Below are 21,507 nucleotides of genomic sequence, written 5' to 3' on the forward strand. Positions count from 1 at the left end.
CCTTGATTTATTATATCTGATGAAAATAACATCTAAAGATATATTTAAATTACTTTTCATAGATATAAATGAGGGTGCTACAAAGTTTTTTTTCGGAAATTATCTGTATACACCCTCTTCTACTATTCAGATTTATCGAAAAATCATTTAAATCGTATATTTCTGATGTTTATTGTCACATCTGCATTAGTGCCGAAATCACAACGCATATAATCACCAGAACTACCCCAGCCGACAGTAGCCATTCCTGCTGTATAATCTTGTTCAAATGTTGTCCATTCCTCTGCTGCCGGAAACTCTATCGTCGTCGAATTGGCTTCAGACGGTCCGGAAGAAGAAGTACACCAGAATATCTGAAGTTTAATACTCTTAGTAGACTTATATCGGAACACCATAGTAGAACCTTCTTTTGCCGCAGACAAACCGTTTGAATAAATATAAGGATCCCCTCCGGTCGTAACAATTGTATATTCATTCGAATTTTCCGGATTAGAAGCAACTAATGTCATATCATTCATATTTGCCTGGAAAGTGACATATTCCACATCCGGATAAACGATATCATCCGGATCTATGGTCGGAGTGATCATAAACTCTCTTTCAACAGACTTACTGCCATCTAACTGATTCACTGCACAAACCGTCAATTTTGTTTCAGCAATAAAACCGGTAACAGTATATGCCCCTGTTTGAGTTGCATTAATCGTAACTACCTGCTCCACATTCTTTTTATCTAAATATGAAACTATTAAGTCGACACCAACGAATGTCTCATTCGTCCAGGTAATTTTAGCACCTCCACTGGCAGACTCTATTCCAACAGTTTCAATCACATAATCTTTTGCCTTCTCTATGCCTAGAGGAATGCCTTTCACCGTTACGGACGAAGAGGACGCTCCACTATAGCCATAAGAGGTTAAAACAAACTCATGTTCTTCCGTATCCGTAAATCCTCCAACAACTACCGATACGTTATTACTTGTATCAGCACTATATTTACTAACCTTTTTATTCACATTTTCTCCCTGAGAATTTTGATAAGAAATCAATGTATAATAATAATCGGCCTCTGTCGAATTCGTCCAATTCAATGTCACAGAACCAATAAAAGGTGTACACTCCACATTGGTGACAGGATCTATATTTCCCTTATTATTGTCATCATCGTCGCATCCATATATAAAAAGCGAGATGAACATTATGAATAGAATATATTTCTTCATTGTATGCTTTTTTTAATTATATTCTCAATTACCATCCCGGATTCTGCCAGTTAGTACCCGTATGTTTCAGCATCTTAGCTACTTCTGTTTGTTTAATCGGGTAAAGCAAATATTTTTCAGTATTTGTTCCGCGGGATGCAAGTTTGATTCGATTATAAGTGAAAGTTCCATCATCTTCTTTTACAATTTTCATTCCTGTCACAAAATTGTCTGTCTCACTTAAAATTTTCCAACGACGAACATCAAAGAAACGATGTTCCTCGAATGCCAATTCCACACGCCGTTCATTTCTATAACGTTTTTCAAAAGCTTCTTTCGACATACCGGCAGATAAAACCGGCATACCGGCACGAGTTCTAATCTTATTAACCGCATCTCTAGCAGACAATGCTTCTGCCCCTACTTTTGAAGCGACCTGAACATCCGGGCCTACAGCCTGATAAGCCGCCTCTGCAAAATTCAAATACAATTCCCCCAAACGGAAAATACGCATAAGCCCATCTGCATCCTGCCCAATTCCGGATTTGAAATTATTGAATTTACGCATGTAATATCCAGTACGGGTATAACGAATATCTGTCACATTATCAGATATACCACAATTTCCACCCACATATGTTTCTACAACATCTCCAGTCGGTTGATCCAAATAACGGATTGATTCGTTATGATAGATCGATGCATAAAAACGAGGATCACGATTTGCATACGGATTTTTCGGATCATAAGAGGAAGCCGTATTCAGAATAGGTTGTAAATGTTCAGCATCCGAATAACCTAAAATAGGTTGAGTACCATCAATCATCTCATAACTATCTATCAATTCCTGCGAAGGTCCGGCACCAGCCTTCTCCATACCACTTGTGATAGGAGTACCTGCAAATTTCCAAACATTTGTACGCCAGGAAGTCGTTTCATAAATAGTTTCCTTATCCCACGAACGGCTTGGGTCCGACCGGGTAATAAAATAATATGCATATGCATTTTGGGCGATTGTAGGATCCGGAGTCTGGCTATACAACTCAAAACCATGTTTCAAACAAAGATCTAAAGTTTCTTTTGTTATTTCTGTTGCTTTTTCCCAGGTATATTTACCAGCACCGTTATCATTCCACAAAGGACTTGCTGCATACAAAGCTGTCTGAGATTTTACAGCACAAGCAAAAGCCCGTGTCAGTTTCCCTCTTTCATTATCATTAATTTGCCAACGGAAACCAACTGATTGTCCCTCAGATTCTGCTGTAGCCAAAGCTTTATCACATTCTGCAATAATAAAATCCGCACATTCTTCAAAAGAGGAACGTTTGTCTGTTGAGAAATCATGATTTGTCTCGTAAGGAGTCTCAATTAAAGGAACTCCCCCATAACGTTTTATCAGTTGTAAATAATAAAATGCACGTGCAACACGGACCTCTGCAATCCAACCGTTCTTTTCCACTTCATTAAAAGCATAAGTGGCCATTTCCGGATCATCGATACAAAGTAAAAATGTATTACAACGGCGAATACCCTCAAAATAATGCGACCAGGGATCCATATAACTGGCTGTTAACGGATTATATTCAGAAGTTATATACCCTTTATACCATTTGGATACAGGACCATCCTGATTGTCATTCGCATCATGAGCTTCATCACAAAAAGAAGCCAAGGGTGTATTGGTATTTTCATACGTAAATCCAACCTGAGGCATATATCCCAGGCAATTGGAGTAATAAGCAGATGTACGTTCGTACCGATTGAAAATATCATTCAACGACACACGACCATCGGAAGCTATATCCAAGTCCGCACAGGAAGAACAACACAACGCGAAAGCAGCAACTATCAATATATTAATCAGATTCTTCATAATATCTATATTTAAAATGTTAAGCTCACCCCAATATTATACACTCTATACGGTTGGAAAGTACCCATGTTGGCCACTTCCGGATCTATATGTTTAGAGCGCATATTATCGATCGTAAACAAATTCTGTCCGCTTAAAGAAAAACGGATTTTTTCTGCAAAAACTTTCTTTGATGTATTCAAAGGCAATGTATAAGCGATCTCTGCGTTTTTTAAACGCAAGTAAGATGCATCCATAATAAAGAAACTGTTCGGCTGATGATTAGTAGATGCTTTCAATGATAAAGCCGGGTAAGTAATCTCTTCTCCATTATTCCAACGCTCAGGAGTCCATGCTTTTAAATGAAGATCAGTAAATACACCCTGATATTCAGATTCATATGCACCTACACCACTGATCGTTCTGGAAAATTTACCTACACCCTGAAATAATAGATTTACCTCAAAACCCTTATATTTAAAACCTCCGGAGAAGCGATAGTACTGCTGCGGAATTGAAGTATTCAAGATTGGAGCCTTATCCTTTTCATCTATTATTTTATCACCGTTTAAATCCTGATAAATAAAATCACCGACACGAGGAGTTCCAAATGCATACTTTAAACCGCTATTTTCTAATTCTTCCTGAAAATTAAACATACCATTGCCATTGCTATAATCAATCAGATATCCCCACTGTTGACCATAACTAAATCCTTCTGTACGATACGGATAAGCATATTCATTTGAATAAGGAGATTCATTAATATTAATAACCTTATTCTTATTATAACTGAAAGCGCCACCCACGTAAAAAGACCAGTCTTCGTTTATCTTTTTATCATACATCGCCTCTATTTCAAAGCCATGATTTTCCATTTTTCCCGTATTTGTCTTCGGATAGTTGGAAAGTACAGTTCCCTGATATTCAGGAACCAGACCAGCACTACTGACCAGCATATTATCACATAAAGATTTATACCAATCAAACGAAACGGTTAATTCATTGAACATCCCCAGGTCAAAACCATAATTCTGCTTTTTCATCTTCTCTGCCATCAAATCCGGATTACCTTTTAACCCTTCATTTCCGTTTACATCGATATAATCCAGATATAAAAATCGTTCTCCCCCCAGTTGGTCATTTGCCGTAATACCATACGAAGCTCTTAATTTCAAATTACTTAACCAATTCAAGTTCTCCATAAAAGCTTCATCAGAAACGATCCAGGCACCGGAAATAGCCGGAGTCACGATATACCGGTTATCCGGATGGAACTGCTCAGAACCCGAATATCCCAGATCTGCTTTTACAAAATAACGGTCTTTGTAACCATAGGTTGCAGTAAGTCCCAAACTTTCACGCTTATACGGTAACATACCGGATCCGGAAGAGACTTCTTTCTCCTGTTGCAAATAAAAAACATATCCCATAGCACTAACACTATGATCACCGAACGTACGTTTATAATCCACATTCGCAAAAAGATTCAAATTATAATAGAAAGTGGAACTTTTTCCGTAAGAAAGAGGGGTATTACTATCTGAACCCAATAATGAAAAATCCAACTTTGACAAATCCTTTGAACGAACATAACGTTCAAAATTCTGAGTTGTAGTCGTCTGATTCACCGAATTCGTTTGATAAGCCATTGTCCCACTTACGGAGAGACCTTTAGTTAGGAAACCCATGTCCAAAGTCAACCCGGCCTGTGCGTTGATATTAGCGACAAGAGCCTGAATATAACCCGAACGGTTCAACATCCCATATACAGGAGTTTTTTCATTATCATGTGTTACGACCTGATTGCCATTGCTAAGACCTTCTCCAGCCGGGGTCAACGGACCATACATAGTCGGCGGCAAATTAAATATATGATTATAAATAGTCTCATTTCCATAACCCGCAGTCTTTTCTGTTTTAATATTTCCGGACAACCGCATGAAGCCACTTAAATAATCATTTATTTTCACATCAATATTCGACCGGAAATTAAACCAGTTATTTTTAGGAGTCGGATCATATTTGGAATCACTTTCATTAGCTGTTTTAAACGGCAACTGCTGGTGCATATAATTCACATTTGAAAAATAACGAACCCTATCGGTTCCTCCTTTTACATTAACACCAACTCTGGACATTAAAGTCAAAGGCCGTATAAACATTTTATACCAATTATTATTCGGATATAATTCATTGCCTCCAGCCTGAAATTGTTCGATCTCTGTTTTAGAGAACTGAGAATAAGCCCCCAAACCATCATTATATCCAGCCTGATTTCTCATTGTTGTGTAATCAGAAGAATTAATAAACAGAGGTTCTTTCGTCATTTGCTGAAATGACTGGTCGAAATTCACCTCTACTTTTGTTTTTCCGATGTGTCCCTGCTTGGTCTTAATCGAAATTACACCATTTGCACCCTGAATACCATAAATAGCAGTTGTCGCAGCATCCTTCAGTATAGTTATTGATTCTATTTCTTTAGGAGTAATATACGTATAATTCGTATTAGGACAAATGATACCATCCACAATCACTAAAGGTTCCCGTCCGTTGATAGTCGAAAGTCCCCGGATCAGTTGTGTTACCCCAGTCGATGAAGAACTCAACGCTCCTCGGGATAATTCAGAATTTGTTTCTATGGTCGTCAGTCCGGTAAACCGACCTGCAAAAGTTTTTGTTAAGTTCGATTCAGGAGATTTATCCAAATCGGACCCCAAAGCTCTAGAAACAGCTCCGGTTACCGCCTTCCGGGGTAACGACATATATCCTAAATCGATCATCTCATCCATTTTCTCAGCATCATATGACAACTGAATAGATTCCTGATCTTCCAGATTTACAACTGAAACCTTTTTATCATCATAACCGATATATGAAACCGTAATATATCGACTACCATCCTTTATATCAATTTCATACGTACCATCAACTCTTGTCAGATACTCGCATTTCCCATTTTCCGACTTTAAAAGAGCTCCGGAAACCGGCTTTCCAAACTCATCAATGACAAACCCTTTCAATTGAATAGAAGGATCTGCATTCTGTGCCCAACTTAATATTCCCGGAGAACTCAAGCAAGCACAAACTGCCAATATGGATATTTTATTTTTTATGTAGCTCATAATTAGATTCTTTTCAAGTTATACAGCATATTACCATCCCTGATTTTGCCAGGAAACTCCTGTTGTTGACTCTAAACGGGACACCTCGTCCAACGGTAATGGCAATAATAAATCTCTATTCTGATATCCACCACGTGGATTTGACGAGATGTTATACCGTTGGTAATTAAATGAGCCATCATTATTTTTTGTAATTCTCATTCCTGTCAACCAGCGGCATGTAGCATTCAAATTTCCATCCGGCTTCTGCCAACGACGCAAATCAAAATATCGTACCTCTTCCCAGGCTAATTCAACACGCCGTTCATTGCGGACACGCAAAATCATTTCATCTTTTGATAAACCTGCAGGTAAAGCTGGCATATTCACACGGGCCCTTATCTCATCTACAGCAGCTTTAGCCTCTGCTATATGTCCCGATTCTGCTGCCGCTTCTGCATAATTCAGGATAATTTCTCCTAATCGGAAGAACTTCCAGTTTGAATTATTTATCGGATTCGTATTGGAAGCCTGCGGAGTAACTAATTTCCGATGATAATAACCTGTACGACTGTGAGCTCTGTCCGACGGATCCAGACTAATCCCATGTCGACCATCAACATAAGTTTCTACTGTAAAAACTTCTCCATTGTTCCATATTAAAGAATCACCATTACATAAAACAGTTGCAGTCAAACGAGGATCCCGATTTTTATATGGATTTTTAGGATCATACAGTTTATTTGCAGGATTATAGTTCGGTTGCAAATGTTTGTCGTCCAAATAAGGTTTAGACAAATCGAGTATCGGTTGACCATCTGCTGTTTCAAAAGCATCGACCAGCTCCTGAGTAGGGCATGTCCCACATTTGTAAGTACCATCCATACTACTTCCTATATAACCGACATGCCACACAAAAACACCACCGGCGCGATGTTGCCAAATCGTTTCTTTATCACGTGGTCCTGCTGAATAGTCTGCATTCTGACAAACCAGTTGATGGAAAGCCGCGGCACCATATGTTCCAAATGTAGAAGGATTTGTACATGTGGAAAATAATTCATACCCATTCTCTTTCAATTCCTCCACTGCTTGCTTATTCATCTGATAAGCTTCTTCCCAATGATCTTCTCCCTCATTAAACAAAGGACTGGCCGCAAACAACATCATTTTAGATTTAATAGCCCAAGCCAATGCTTTGGTTGCCCGCATAGCTTCATCTTCTGTTGTGATACGCCAGGGAAGTTCTGCAGAATTGAGACCGGCATCACAATCTTCTACAATAAATTTAACCACATCATATACCGTTTCGCGTCTTAATGTAGAAAAATCAGCATCAAACGCCACCGTTTTATCCACGATGGGAACTTTCCCAAACCATTTAACCAACTCGGAATAAAAAAATGCGCGCATAACATGTGCCTCGGCAGTAAAACGAGCACGTTCGGTTTCACTGTTAACAGCCGCCGTTCCTATATTTTCCAAAAACTGGTTGCACAGACGTATTTGTTGCCAGTATCTGGTCCAATAAGCACTATTGGCAGCACCATGTCCGTCGTGCATATCTCTTATCGGATGAGATGAAGCCGATTCATTCGCATTATACATTGCCTGAATACTTGTACCTTGCACCTCTTCCGAAGACCACCCTTCATCAGTACAAGCCGTCAATAAAGGATCGAAAAACCAGTAGGCATACCCCTTTTGAGGAATATTGTTATAACAAGCATTCAATAAAGCCCCTACTTTATCCGGGTCTGCATATACTTCCTCCATAGTGAGCGTTCCGTCAGGAGCTACATCCAGGACATCAGAACAAGAATTCAATGTTCCCAGCAGAACGACTGAAGATATTAAGAAATATGTTAGTTTCATATAACTCTCCTTTCAATGATTAAAATGTCACATTAATACCAAAATTCATCATCTTAGTAATCGGATAATTTAGCTCTGCACTTTGTTCCGGGTCGATTGCATCTGTTTTCATGGCTTTCCATGTCAATAGGTTATTCCCGTTTACATAAATTCGTGTACTATTAATTCCGACTTTCTTCAAAAGCTTTTTAGGTAATGTATACCCTAGTTCTATATTCTTCAAACGTAAGAAAGAGCGATCCATAATAAAGAAATCATTTGCCTTCTGGCTAGTTCCGGGAGAGGACGCCAAAGCCGGGTATTTAATTTCTTCACCATTTGCATAACGTTCAGGAGTCCAGGCCTGCAAATGATAATCACTATAGAAACCAACCAAACCAAATTCTGTAGCTCCCCAACCAGTATATACACGGGATGCCTTGGCCATACCGGAAAATAAGAATGAAAAATCAAAATTTTTCCAATTTACAGAACCTGAAAAACCATATGTAATACGAGGTATATCACTATACTTGATCGGGGCCTGATCCTTTTCATCAATTACACCGTCTTCATTTATATCGATATAAAGAAAATCCCCCATACGAGGAGTTCCTCCTACCTGATAAGTAGCCAAAGCTTTGTCCAGCTCTTCCTGTGTATTGATATATCCATTACCGTTACTATAGTCTATTTTATATCCGAAACACTGTCCGATACTGTATCCTGTACTCCTGTAGCGATATGCATAATCAGCAGTCTTCTGTGCTTCATCCATAAAACGTTGGGTATTCTTATTATACGCAAAATTTCCCTTTACCGTAAATGACCAATCATCATTTAATCGCTTATTGTAAGTTGCTTCTAATTCATATCCATGATTATCAATACGTCCCATATTGACTTTTGGTAAATTGCCAAGAGCTACTCCCTGAATTTCCGGAACCGTACCACGGGAAATCAATACACCTTCACGTTTTTCTTTAAAATAGTCAAACGTAAAAGAAAGCTCATTAAACAACTGAATATCAATACCATAATTTTGTTTATAAGCAATTTCCCAGCTCAAATTGGTATTTCCTAATTTCCCTTGTGATATGGCTTGTCCACGTCCTAAAGAAGGTATCACTCCACCACCACTCGTAATGTTACTTATATACAGGAAACGTGTACTACCCAATTTATCATTACCGACTTTACCATAAGATGCCCGTAACTTCAAGTTAGAAACAACCTTATTATCTTTCAGGAAACTTTCATTACTTACTACCCAGCCTGCAGAGAAAGCCGGGAAAAAGCCAAAACGATGTCCCTTGGCAAATTGCTCGGAACCATTATACCCAATATTTACTTCTGCCAAATAACGAGAATCATATCCATAAGTAGCACGCGCTGAAACTCCTAACATATTATAAGGCAGATCCGCTGCATATTCCTGCCAATTATCACGCTGAACCAAAGCCATCCCCGTTACATCATGTACCCCAAATTTCCGGACATAATTCAACGAATATTGCATATTCATATAATAGTTGGTCGACATAGACTTCGAAAGAGAAATAGCATTATTTTCATTTGTTCTTACTTTTGTATAATAAGATTGTTCCTCTGCTGTTCTAGCGACCGATACACCATAAGCATCATACGAACGAACTCCCTGCAAGGTTGTCACGGCTTTTGAATCAAAAGAGATCATAAATTTGGTACTCAGTCCTTTCGTTATAAAATCCAGTCCCCAATCTACTATTAAAGAGGAATTTAAATTGGTATTTGTTTCCTGCTGATATCCTCTACGATTTATTTCCCCGTAAGTATTACGATCCTGACCGGACTGATTTATGACCTCACCAGCCGGAACAGATGTTCCATCTATCAATGTATAGCCATCTGCGGTCAATGGCCCCGGATCTGTTGGAGGTGTTCCCCAGATATAAGCCCTCATATTTTCAATCATAGCGGGAACGCTACCTCCAAAAAGAGTTTTTGTTTGCGGAGTATTTACTTTTTCCAAATAAGATGCCAGATTCAGAGAGAGTTTCAAATTGGAGGCAACCTTATAATCTAAGTTTGCACGAAAATTATAACGATCCGACTTATAACTTGGATCATATCCTAAATCTTTCTCTGATTCAGTACGGAACTGTCCTCCTTGTCCCAAATAAGCCGCATTCATAAAATAGCTTAATTTTTCAGTACCTCCACTCATATTTACATTAACACGAGTTTGAGGAGACCATTTCTTAAAAAATTCACTATAAACATCTCTATCCGGATAAAATACGGGATCTTTGCCACTCCTATACATATCAATCATATAGTCCGTATAAGGTAAATCAGCTTCAGAATACCCATCATTACGAAATGCCTGATTACGTAACTCGGCAAACTCCCAGGAGTGAATACGATCCGCTTGTGCGGTAAATTGCTGCAAACTATAATCTGCAGAAATACTTAATTCTGTTTTTCCAACTTCGCCACGGCGTGTAGTAATCATGATAACTCCATTAGCCCCACGAACACCGAATACAGCAGTAGCAGAAGCATCTTTTAAAATGGATACGGAAGCAATCTCATTCGGATCCAGTGTAGAAATATTGTCGCGTGGCACGCCGTCTATTAAAATCAGAGGAGTTGCTCCATTTGTCGTACTTGCACCACGCAAATAGAATGTAACATCATCACCTCCGGGTTGTCCGGATGTCTGTAAAGCAGTCAAACCCGGTAAACGTCCGGCCAGGGCTGTCGACAAATTTGCAGCAGAACTTTGTTTTAACTCTTTTGTCTGTATCGCAGCTACAGCTCCGGTTACAGACACTTTCTTTTGAGAACCATATCCAACTACTACCACCTCTTCTAGTGTTTCTGTATCTTCCAGTAATGTAATGGACAGTTCTTTCTGATTCCCAACTTTTATCGTTTGCGTTACATATCCAATATAGGAAACACGCAATACGGACTGTGAAGTTACTTTAATGGAAAATCTACCATCCGCATCGGTAATTGCACCATTGGTAGCATTTTCCATGATGTTTACACCAATAAGCGGGAAACCGTCTTTATCTAAGACAAATCCTGTTAATTGGAATGTTTGCTGAAGAACTCCTGTCTTTTCCTGACCTTCCGGTATAACATAAGATTTTTCGGAATGACCATAGAGCGGGGTTAACAACAATGAGGTAATCAGTAAGGCGGATTTACCTCCTAATTTTGTTAATCTGACATTTTTCATAAAAGATTAGCTTATTGTTAATTATAAGCAGTTTGATAACAAAGCATATACATCATTATATATGTATTTGAGAGATTCATAAGTTTCTCCTATCCCAACAAAACAGAGAAAACTCACTTCCGAGACAGTTTAGTATATTTTGTTAATTTTTTCAATCATATACATTTTGTTTTATGACAAAAAATTCACAACTTCTATTCACTAATTGCAAGTATTTATTATTTAGGCAGTACTTCAGTTACGACAAAAAAGATCCTGCCACGAATCAAAAACAGATTATTGGCTTCGTATGAATGATTTTTTTAAATACAAGAAGTTGAATGAAAATTCCCAGGACGGGAAAGAATAGTTATTTATCCAGTTTCCCTACTTACTACCAGGGATGATTTACACTGGATAACCAAAATGGAATCTTTTAATAACACTAACCAGACACAAGATTTCATTATAGAATAATATGATTGACAAAAAGATTTGTCAATCATACAGGTTATAACCTGCTTTTTTAGGTCTCTGTCCATCTGTCTCATTTATTTATACGTGATATAGATCTTAATAATATCAAAGGAACAAATTCTTTTTTTATTAAATATTAAAAAAATGATTTTTCAAGTTTCAATTTTGATAAATATATTTTCTGTTTTCTATTTTTCTAACAAATAAATCGATATATCTCCCGGAGATATCATCAGGGTTGCTGTATATGTGTCAGCCTGAACAAGACTACCATCTTTTAATACACGTTTTACGGACGGATCTGCATAAAAAGTAAGTTCCATCGTATCTTTCAGGCTTCTGTTTACAATAGTAAGATATTTTTTATCGCCATTTTCAATCAACGAAACAATAGCTCCATATCCATGTGTATCCAGCACCTTCACTTTTTCCGGAAGATTAGTCAATCGTTTCGTTCCTCTTGGTATCACACTTCCTGTATGTCTAACAGATAAAATTTTTGCACCTAAGAAAATTCCGGCAATTGATTTGATCTCTGCATTCATCTCTTTTACTAAATCATAAATTTCCGTCCGTTTACCATCCAGACCAATCGGTCCATGTTGATAATCATAGAAAGAGTCACCAGCCGGCGTCCAATAAGTAAAATATTGCAATCCCTGAGCTCCATAAACCAGGTCACTATATAATTGTAGCCGTAAAGAAGCTTGTGTCGGAATAGGATACGGTCCATGCTTGGTCGCAAGAGCAAACGCCCAGAAATCTTTACCGACTTTCGCAGCCTCATCGGAAAACTCTTCCAGATTTTCATACCATTCCGCTTTTAAGACATTATCACCAAGAACCGGATAATGGTCGAAAGATAGAAAAGGTAAAGGAACTTCTTTATTAAAACGGGAAACATACTCCCGGTAATTCTGAACACCTAAAAATTTTAAATGTTCCTCTCCTCCTGTTGGAAATAAATTCAGGTAACAAAATTTACTGTTGTCTACAGCTTGTATCCTTTTAGCCCAGGCTGCTAATGCAGCAAAATCAGCTACAACAGGTTCATCCCTTAAAAAATACCCAGCAACAGCCGGATGTTTCATAAACCTCCGAACAGTTTTCTCTGGTTCTTTACGCAATTCAGGACAAGCAATTATCAATTGAATGCCAACTTTATTTGCTGCATCAAGTGCTGTTTCCACCTCTTCCATAGTCGAATACTCACTAAAGTTTATGGTAAACCCAGCCTCTTTCAACTCCTTAAAACGTTCAACTGTCGCTTCATTTGCTCTAATACCATACCAAGCTATTATCGGCATTTGTGCAGACAAATTAAGTTTATCCTGCGCCTGTCCCTGTGCTGGAACGAGTAACAACAAAGACATTATCCCTAATATCCAATAGTACTTCATAACAACATATTTTTTTATTTATCTTCAATATAAAACACGATTATTTCAAAACGACATCTAATTTTTTTCCGGAATAAGCAGGTGAAATCGCCATAGTAAGATAACGACCGATCACCGAGCAATTGATCTTTTTACCATTAAAGCGAACATCTGCTTTTTTCACCTGTTCAGGAAGAGGTATACTTACTTTACCTTCACCAGCCACATATATTTGGTAAGAGGACATATTATCATCTACAGGCGAGAATGTAAGATCCACCGGGCTATCAGCAAATTTATAATAGGTTCCATCAATAGTAATTTCACTACATTGCTGTCCGGAGAATGCGATCAACTGCTGACCGTCCAAACGAAACCCTAACGATAAACGTCCGTCAAATGACACCTCATGCCCATTTATTTTCGCTTGTTTTAGGTTTATCCGATCTGATGGAAGAGGATTTTCGAGTAATACTTTTACATCGTCTTCCTGATTTCTTGAAAATCCGCCAAACCAACTTTCAGCATGTGTACGGTAATGTGCTACCACCATCGTCGTTGAATTCGGAAAAGAAGAGACTAAATAATCACCTGTCCTTGAAAGATATGACGGATTATCATTCACCGCGAATTTCCCGGTAGAAGGATAAGCTCCGCAAGCATTCAGTATTTCAAACAATGTGCGGGTTTCATAACCCAAACTTGCCGATTGATCATCCCTCGGACGGAAACCACAATAACAAGCAATCCCTCCATTCGGATATTTTACCATTGTCCCAATCACTTTCTTATCAGAATGAGCTACAATCTCCGCATTGGAAGCCGGTGTTACAGGGTAAATACGGTCGACAATAAAATCTGTCAGAATCGCCTGCTCCGGAACATTAGACAAACTTTCTGAAAAATCAATTATTTTTCCGGATGCTATTTCTCCCATATAACAATCATGATAATATTGAGCTCCAAATAGTTTTTGCCATTGATCGATACAATTTACCCCACTCTTGTCAACCAGAGGTGGAGTACTGAACCAAACGACTTTTCCTCCTGCTTTAATAAAAGACTCCATCATATCCAGCAATCCCCTTTCCGGCAATGGTTCAAACATAACGACCAATGTTCCATACTTCTTTTCTGCAACCTGAATATGTCCGTCCGATTGTACGGAACCCATTTCAAGCAGCTTATCGGCTGTCAGATAATTAGCATATCCATATTGTGTCATCCAACTGCCAAAACGTGGTTCTACGGCAACTAAATTCATCGGATAAAGAATCAATACCTCAGTATCACGGTGCACATTCCCCGTCATCAGGCGTATCGGCTCACTCGGACTGGCTCCATAGGCATAATTCACTGCCATTTTACGCTCCAAAGCCTTATCCGGCATACCCCAGGCTGCAGCATAAGCATTCGGATATTTATTGATCACACCAATAGACGCAGCCATTGCCGCCCCATAATAATTACGGTCACTCCATCCACCTTCTGCAAAATCATTACCGGTCGGTTGCAAATATTCACTCCATTTAAAATAATCGTAGCAAGCAGCAGATGCCTGATGCACTGTATTGCCCCAAACAAAATTGGAGGTATATTCATATTTATAACGATTGCTATAAAGTTTCTCACAATTCCAGTAATCAATAGTCGGACTTTGAGCCCACGAAGCATGCGCTGAAGTACTCAATTCATGGCCAAATAGCTTTTCACCATACTCTTTTGCATTTCTGAATAAATCAACAACATCATCATTCAGCATCCGGTAATATCGATCACGCAGCAAGAACGTACGATGTATTGCCTCCGGTGTTTCTCCCAAAACATATTGAATATTAACAACAGCATCAGTCGTTGGACGAAATATCGGAGCTCCATAAGCAAAATAAAGCATGTAACGATCGTCAAACTTCTGATTATATTTCTCCGCATAGCGACGTGCCATATTCTCAGTCAAATAACGTTCTGCAAACTGCCCTTCTTCGTGATGACCAAAATAAAACCAATCCTGTTGAATATGCATTTCATCAGAATAGAGAGAAGTCAAATTTACTTTTTTATCATGGTACTTTTTCAATAAATTATTTAGAAAACCCGGAGCATCCGGATCAAAATAGTCCATTTCCTGAGTTTCATATTCCAACATAACCATGACCCGGTCAGAACCTACACATTGTGTACCATCACCATAGATACGCAGGCGCTTCATCGGAATCGTTCCTTGCTCCGTAACTCCGATAGAATCAATCACCTCATATTTTACATTTTTCAATAAAACAATATCTTCCGGGTTTACTGACCGCATAGAGGTTGATACAACCTTTTCTTTAAAAGCATAAGCCTTTACACCTTTAAGTTTAACCGGAGTCTGTCCTTTATTATTTGTCCAAAACAATTGTTGCCACATCTGCAGACTGAATTGCCCTGTCCTAGGATTCCGTAACCCGACTTTATAAGCAAGCCAGCGCCCACTATTCCCTGTCTGATTCTTATAAGCCAAACCTAATTCAAGCGGACTAAGTAAACTCAGACACAGTCCCATATCCTGCTTAGAAACAAAATCACTGATAATTCTTATCTTATCAACATATTCATCCATATCAGGAGTCAGATTGCGTTCCGTATTTTTATCAGTACGATATTGGCGGAAAAATTCATCAAATGCGACTATCAGTTCTTTTGAACCATAACTTTTTCCACGTTTACAAACATCACGAAGACTTTCCACCCGAGAATCATATCCTAATGAATTATCTATCTTTTTATCAGGATCTGTTAAATCATTCAATTGTTGATCACTTGTCAGAATAATTGTCTGTGCTTTTACATTACCGGTTACCAAAGCTATTCCTACAAACACAGATAAAGTCCATTTTACTATTGTGTTTCCCATAATCTCTAAATTTAAGTAATTCAAATATTATGCAACAAAAGTAGAATTCCTTTATTTGTATCAATTCACAATTCTGACATTTATGCCTACAATATTGACACACAAGTTTTCATAGCATATATTTGTATAAAAACACTCACACTAGCCAAGCCTTTTACTATTAAGAGGGAAGAAAATCTCTGGCGGAGTATTTAGGAGTATTTATAGGATAAACACAAAAAAGCCACCCTTTAACAGGATGGCTTTTTATTCTATCTGGGGTGAACGATGGGATTCGAACCCACGACCCTCGGAACCACAATCCGATGCTCTAACCAACTGAGCTACGCTCACCATTTCAGTCTCTTTGAGTATTTCTCTTTAAGACGGTGCAAAGATAGATGTTTTTTATTATTCTGCAAGCGTTTTTCAAAGAAAAAATACAAATATTTTACTTGTAAATTGCTTTCTTCCCGGCTAACAGCGTATTACGCATCAAAGAAATGATTGTCATAGGACCGACACCTCCCGGAACCGGAGTAATATAAGAGCATTTCGGTGCTACTTCATCAAACTTCACATCGCCTGTCAGCTTATATCCGCTCTTAGTTACACTGCTCGGCATGCGGGTAGTACCCACGTCAACGATCACAGCTCCTTCTTTCACCATATCGGCCTTCAGGAATTCAGGAACACCCAAAGCGACAATAATGATATCGGCACTCAGACACATTTCTTTCAGGTTGTTTGAACGACTGTGGCAAACCGTTACCGTACAGTTACCCGGATAACTTTTCTGTATCATCAACATAGCCATCGGCTTGCCGACGATATTGCTGCGTCCCAACACAACACAATGCTTACCGCTGGTTTCTATTTCATAGCGTTTCAGCAACTCAAGGATACCGGCCGGAGTAGCGGAGACAAAACAAGGAAGACCGATCGACATGCGTCCCACATTGATCGGATGGAATCCGTCAACGTCTTTACGATAATCGATCGCTTCAATAATCTTTTGCTCTGAGATATGCTTCGGAAGCGGAAGCTGTACAATAAAACCGTCAACATCCGGGTCATTGTTCAGTTCATCCACACGACGAAGTAATTCTTCTTCGGTCACATCATCTTCATAACGGATCAATGTGGATTTAAAACCAATCTCTTCACAGGTTTTCACTTTACTGGCCACATAGGTTTCGCTACCCCCGTCATGACCCACCAGAATGGCTGCCAGATGAGGGATCTTACCTCCTGCCGCTTTGATCTGGGCGACTTCTTCAGCCATCTCTTTCTTCATCTGAGCAGAGACCGCTTTTCCGTCCAGTAATTGATAATGATTGTCTTCCATAATATATGTCTTTAATATTTATCTCTTTAATGAAGGAAATTTCTTACTTCCCGGTTTAGCGGCAGTAAGCATACGCATCATCTTACGGGTTTCGTCGAACTGTTTGATCAGTTTGTTTACTTCCTGCACCGTCGTACCGCTACCTTTGGCAATACGCTGGCGGCGAGAACCGTTCAGGATAGCCGGATTGACACGTTCGTCCGGAGTCATTGAATAAATGATCGCTTCAATACTCTTGAAGGCATTGTCATCGATATCGATATCTTTCAAGGCTTTGCCGACACCGGGGATCATGGAAGCGAGTTCTTTCAGGTTACCCATCTTCTTGATCTGTTGGATCTGAGCAATAAAGTCGTTGAAATCGAACTGGTTTTTGGCAATCTTCTTCTGTAAGCGCTTGGCTTCTTCTTCGTCGTATTGTTCCTGTGCACGTTCTACCAAAGAAACGATATCACCCATACCGAGGATACGGTCGGCCATACGTTCCGGGTGAAATGTATCGAGTGCATCCATCTTTTCACCGGTTCCGACAAACTTGATCGGTTTATCGACAACTGTACGAATAGAAAGAGCGGCACCACCACGGGTATCACCGTCGAGCTTAGTCAGAACAACCCCGTCGAAGTTCAGGCGTTCGTTAAATTCCTTTGCAGTATTAACGGCATCCTGTCCAGTCATAGAGTCTACAACAAACAATGTTTCGTCCGGTTGGATAGCGCTCTTGATGGCAGCGATCTCTTTCATCATCTGCTCATCGATAGCCAGACGGCCGGCAGTATCGACAATCACGACATCGTTACCCTTTGCACGGGCTTCGCGGATTGCGTTCATAGCGATCTCTACCGGATTCTTATTTTCCAGTTCCATATAAACAGGAACGCCAACCTGTTCACCGACTACACGCAACTGTTCGATAGCAGCCGGACGATAAACGTCACAGGCAGCCAGCAACGGCTTCTTATTTCTTTTGGTTTTCAGCATATTCGCCAACTTTCCGGAGAAAGTAGTCTTACCCGAACCTTGCAGACCAGACATAAGGATGATGGCTGGTGAACCGGCCAGATTGATATCGATAGCTGTTCCACCCATCAGGCTGGCCAGTTCGTCGTGTACAATCTTTACCATTAACTGGCTGGGTTTAACAGACGTAAGTACATTCTGTCCCAACGCTTTTTCTTTTACCGTATCGGTAAATGACTTAGCCACCTTGTAGTTTACGTCGGCATCAAGCAGGGCTTTACGCACATCTTTCAGTGTTTCAGCCACATTGATCTCGGTGATCTTGCCTTCACCTTTCAACAGCTTAAACGATCTGTCTAACCTTTCGCTTAAATTTTCAAACATAATTTGTATGTGTATTTATTTTTTTCTTTCTAATTTCTAACGTAATAGGGTGCAAAGGTAAGAAAAAGGATGTAATCCTCTAAATCTTTTTATTCTGCCACGCCGCTTTTTTCAAATAAATTACACTAGCCAACAACAAACCGCTATAATAAATCACCTCGGTCAGGAAACAAATCGCCACCGGAAGATGCAAACGCATCCCCGCCACATAGATAAACAGCGTATAAAAAACAAGCGTCACCACCTCCATCGCAAAAGCCGAACGGGTATTCCCTGTACCTGTCACCCCATTAAATACGATATTGGCAACAGCAGCTATCAGCAACGCACCGGAGATAACATAGAGCGAAGGGACCGATGCATGTATTAAAGTAATGTCATTCGTATAAATCGACAATATGGCCGAAGGAAAAATACAAGCAATAAAAACACAGCCAGCCATAATGCTCAAAGAGATATAAGATATCTTACGAATGATCGGGATAACCAGGTCTTTATGACCGGCACCGATACTATTACTGACAAAAGAATTGGTTGCGGTCGATAAAGAATTGACCGGGATCAACAATACGATATACACACTACGGACAATATTGGCTATCGCCAACTGCCGTTGTCCCAGGTGTTCTACTGCTACAAAAAGCAAAAAGTAAGTACTCAGCGATATAAAGTACTGCAACATCGTAAAGATGGAGATATTCAACACACGCTTAAGTAATTCAATATCGAACGACCGGAATTGATTCAGTGCATACTTCTTTATATCGACCGTCAAACGGGTATAGATTAAAAAGAAAACGATTGACATACCTTCTGCCACCACCGAAGCGATAGCTGCCCCCTTGATACCCATTTCAGGAAAACCTCCTTTTCCGAATATCAGCAGATAGTCGAGCAGCACATTGGTCAATGCCATCACAATAGCGTTCAATGTCAGCACCTTTGTCCGGGTAATACCGATAAACAAGGCACGGAACATCACATTCACAAAAGAGAAAAAGAAACCGAACACACGCCAGTCGAGAAACTCTTCCGTCGCCATCAGAATCGTATCGGAAGAGATCATCACCCGCATAATATCTTTGGCAAAGAAACGGGACAAAGTAAACATCACCGCAGCCAGTGCCAGAAGGAAAAATACCCCCTGTATCATGACCGGCCCTACATCCTTGTACAACTGCTCGCCATTCCTTCGTGCCATCACGATCTGCGACCCGGTGCTGAAACCAAATGCAATAGTAAACACACATATATAATAGAGCCCACCCATCGCAGAGGCTCCCAACTCAACTTCACCTACCCTTCCCAGGAAAGCCGTATCGGTCACATTTATAATATTCTGCGCCAATAAACTCAGAAAGATAGGGTAACTTACATTCCAGATCTGTTTGTTTGTATACATACTCTATAATAATTTCAAAACGAAAACATAGGGTCACAAAAAAAGCCCGCCGGCATCCGGCGAGCTTTCTTATTTTTATTTCTAAAACATTTCAATTGCTGCTTCGATGCTCTATATCAGTTTATTGGTTGCTGTATCAGGAAACACAACAGCCGGTTTAAATGTTTTGGCTTCTTCAAAATCCATCATGGCGTATGACATGATAATGATGATATCTCCAGGCTGTGCCTTTCGGGCTGCCGCTCCGTTCAGACAAATCACGCCTGAGCCTCGCTCGCCTTTAATGATATACGTTTCAAAACGTTCACCGTTATTGTTGTTCACAATAGCCACCTTTTCATTCGGAATCAGGTTGGCGGCATCCAGCAAATCTTCATCGATAGTAATACTACCGATATAATTCAGATTAGCTTCCGTTACCGTCACCCGGTGAATCTTTGATTTAACTACCTCTATAAACATCGTTTTTATATAATTTGATTATCATTAAATGTCCCTCAAACAAAAGTAGGGTCTTTTGCATTTAAAATAAGGGACTTTCGTCTTCAAAATAAGGGACTTTTATAATCAAAAGTCCTGACTTTTTCCGAACAGATATATCTCCTTATTTATCAGCTATTTATATTTTATATTATCGATCAACCGAACTTCACCGCAATAAACGGTGATACAACCCACTACATAATCGGCGTCCGACCAGTTTTTAATCGATTCCATTGTGTATCCGTCTACGATTTCGTAGTATTCAACACGCATGACAGGATCCGCATTGATTGTATTCACAACAAATTCAATCACCTCCTGTACGCTTTTTCCGGCTGCAAAGTTAGTACTTTCTTTTAACGTACGTGCAATCAGGGGCGCTTTTTGACGTTGTTCCGGCGTTAATCTGACATTACGGCTACTTAAAGCCAGTCCGTCAGCCTCCCGGAGAATCGGGCAGGCATTAATTTTTACCGGAATGTTCAACTGTTTTACCATCGCACGGATCACGGCGATCTGCTGGAAATCCTTTTCTCCGAAATAAGCATTATCCGGTTCCACGGCATAAAAGAGTTTGCTGACGATCTGGGCAACACCATTAAAGTGTCCCGGACGGCGAGCACCTTCCATCACTGCCGATACGGTTCCAAAGTCAAAAGTCCGTGTATCCGGTTCGGGATACATCTCTGCTTCAGTAGGAGCAAATACATAATTACAACCGGCCGGTTCCAATAATGCACAGTCATTATCCAGTGTACGGGGATAAGTGGCAAGGTCATTTTTGTCATTAAACTGGGTCGGATTAACGAAGATACTGACAACGCATACATCGTTCTCTTCTACACAACGCTTAACCAGGCTCAGGTGTCCGTTATGTAATGCTCCCATGGTGGGAACAAAGCCTATTTTCCTGTTATGCTGCCTTTCTTCGGCAAGATAACGCTTCAATTCTTGGATGCTGTTTACTATTTTCATCTTTTTT

At 39.7% G+C, this 21,507-nt stretch carries 12 protein-coding genes and 1 tRNA gene; all 13 read right to left on the reverse strand.

Features of this window, described 5'->3' with window-relative positions; genetic code table 11:
• Positions 1-143: 143 nt before the first annotated feature.
• Positions 144-1,223, reverse strand: a complete 1,080-nt coding sequence (locus DWW23_RS13395; RefSeq protein WP_122353791.1) for a DUF4959 domain-containing protein — start codon at positions 1,221-1,223, stop codon at positions 144-146.
• Between the two features lie 28 nt (positions 1,224-1,251).
• Positions 1,252-3,075: a RagB/SusD family nutrient uptake outer membrane protein gene (locus DWW23_RS13400; RefSeq protein WP_122353792.1), complete on the reverse strand. Its 1,824-nt coding sequence runs from the start codon at positions 3,073-3,075 to the stop codon at positions 1,252-1,254.
• Positions 3,076-3,086: 11 nt separating this feature from the next.
• Entirely contained in the window at positions 3,087-6,179 is a 3,093-nt protein-coding gene (locus DWW23_RS13405) for a SusC/RagA family TonB-linked outer membrane protein (RefSeq protein ID WP_122353793.1), read from the reverse strand.
• Positions 6,180-6,209: 30 nt separating this feature from the next.
• Positions 6,210-8,033: a RagB/SusD family nutrient uptake outer membrane protein gene (locus tag DWW23_RS13410; protein WP_122353794.1), complete on the reverse strand. Its 1,824-nt coding sequence runs from the start codon at positions 8,031-8,033 to the stop codon at positions 6,210-6,212.
• 19 nt (positions 8,034-8,052) lie between these two features.
• Positions 8,053-11,241, reverse strand: coding sequence for a TonB-dependent receptor (locus tag DWW23_RS13415; protein ID WP_122353795.1), 3,189 nt, complete (start codon positions 11,239-11,241; stop codon positions 8,053-8,055).
• A gap of 644 nt (positions 11,242-11,885) precedes the next feature.
• On the reverse strand, positions 11,886-13,097 hold the full coding sequence (locus DWW23_RS13420; protein ID WP_122353796.1) for a hypothetical protein: 1,212 nt from the start codon (positions 13,095-13,097) through the stop codon (positions 11,886-11,888).
• A gap of 40 nt (positions 13,098-13,137) precedes the next feature.
• A complete protein-coding gene (locus DWW23_RS13425) occupies positions 13,138-15,969 on the reverse strand; it encodes a hypothetical protein (protein ID WP_122353797.1) in 2,832 nt (943 codons plus the stop codon).
• Positions 15,970-16,225: 256 nt separating this feature from the next.
• Positions 16,226-16,302: transfer RNA gene (locus DWW23_RS13430), tRNA-His, on the reverse strand.
• Positions 16,303-16,399: 97 nt separating this feature from the next.
• Entirely contained in the window at positions 16,400-17,296 is an 897-nt protein-coding gene (folD, locus tag DWW23_RS13435) for a bifunctional methylenetetrahydrofolate dehydrogenase/methenyltetrahydrofolate cyclohydrolase FolD (RefSeq protein ID WP_122353798.1), read from the reverse strand.
• Positions 17,297-17,314: 18 nt separating this feature from the next.
• Entirely contained in the window at positions 17,315-18,640 is a 1,326-nt protein-coding gene (ffh, locus tag DWW23_RS13440; protein ID WP_122353799.1) for a signal recognition particle protein, read from the reverse strand.
• A gap of 79 nt (positions 18,641-18,719) precedes the next feature.
• The gene (locus tag DWW23_RS13445) at positions 18,720-20,042 is read right to left on the reverse strand and encodes an MATE family efflux transporter (protein ID WP_122353800.1); all 1,323 of its coding nucleotides are present in this window, start codon (positions 20,040-20,042) and stop codon (positions 18,720-18,722) included.
• Between the two features lie 111 nt (positions 20,043-20,153).
• The gene (gene panD, locus DWW23_RS13450) at positions 20,154-20,504 is read right to left on the reverse strand and encodes an aspartate 1-decarboxylase (protein ID WP_122353801.1); all 351 of its coding nucleotides are present in this window, start codon (positions 20,502-20,504) and stop codon (positions 20,154-20,156) included.
• A 153-nt stretch (positions 20,505-20,657) separates the two neighbouring features.
• Positions 20,658-21,500, reverse strand: coding sequence for a pantoate--beta-alanine ligase (gene panC / locus DWW23_RS13455; RefSeq protein WP_122353802.1), 843 nt, complete (start codon positions 21,498-21,500; stop codon positions 20,658-20,660).
• Positions 21,501-21,507 lie beyond the last annotated feature (7 nt).

Origin of the sequence: Parabacteroides sp. AF14-59, from assembly GCF_003479515.1 — a bacterium.
GTDB classification, from domain to species: Bacteria; Bacteroidota; Bacteroidia; order Bacteroidales; family Tannerellaceae; genus Parabacteroides; species Parabacteroides faecis.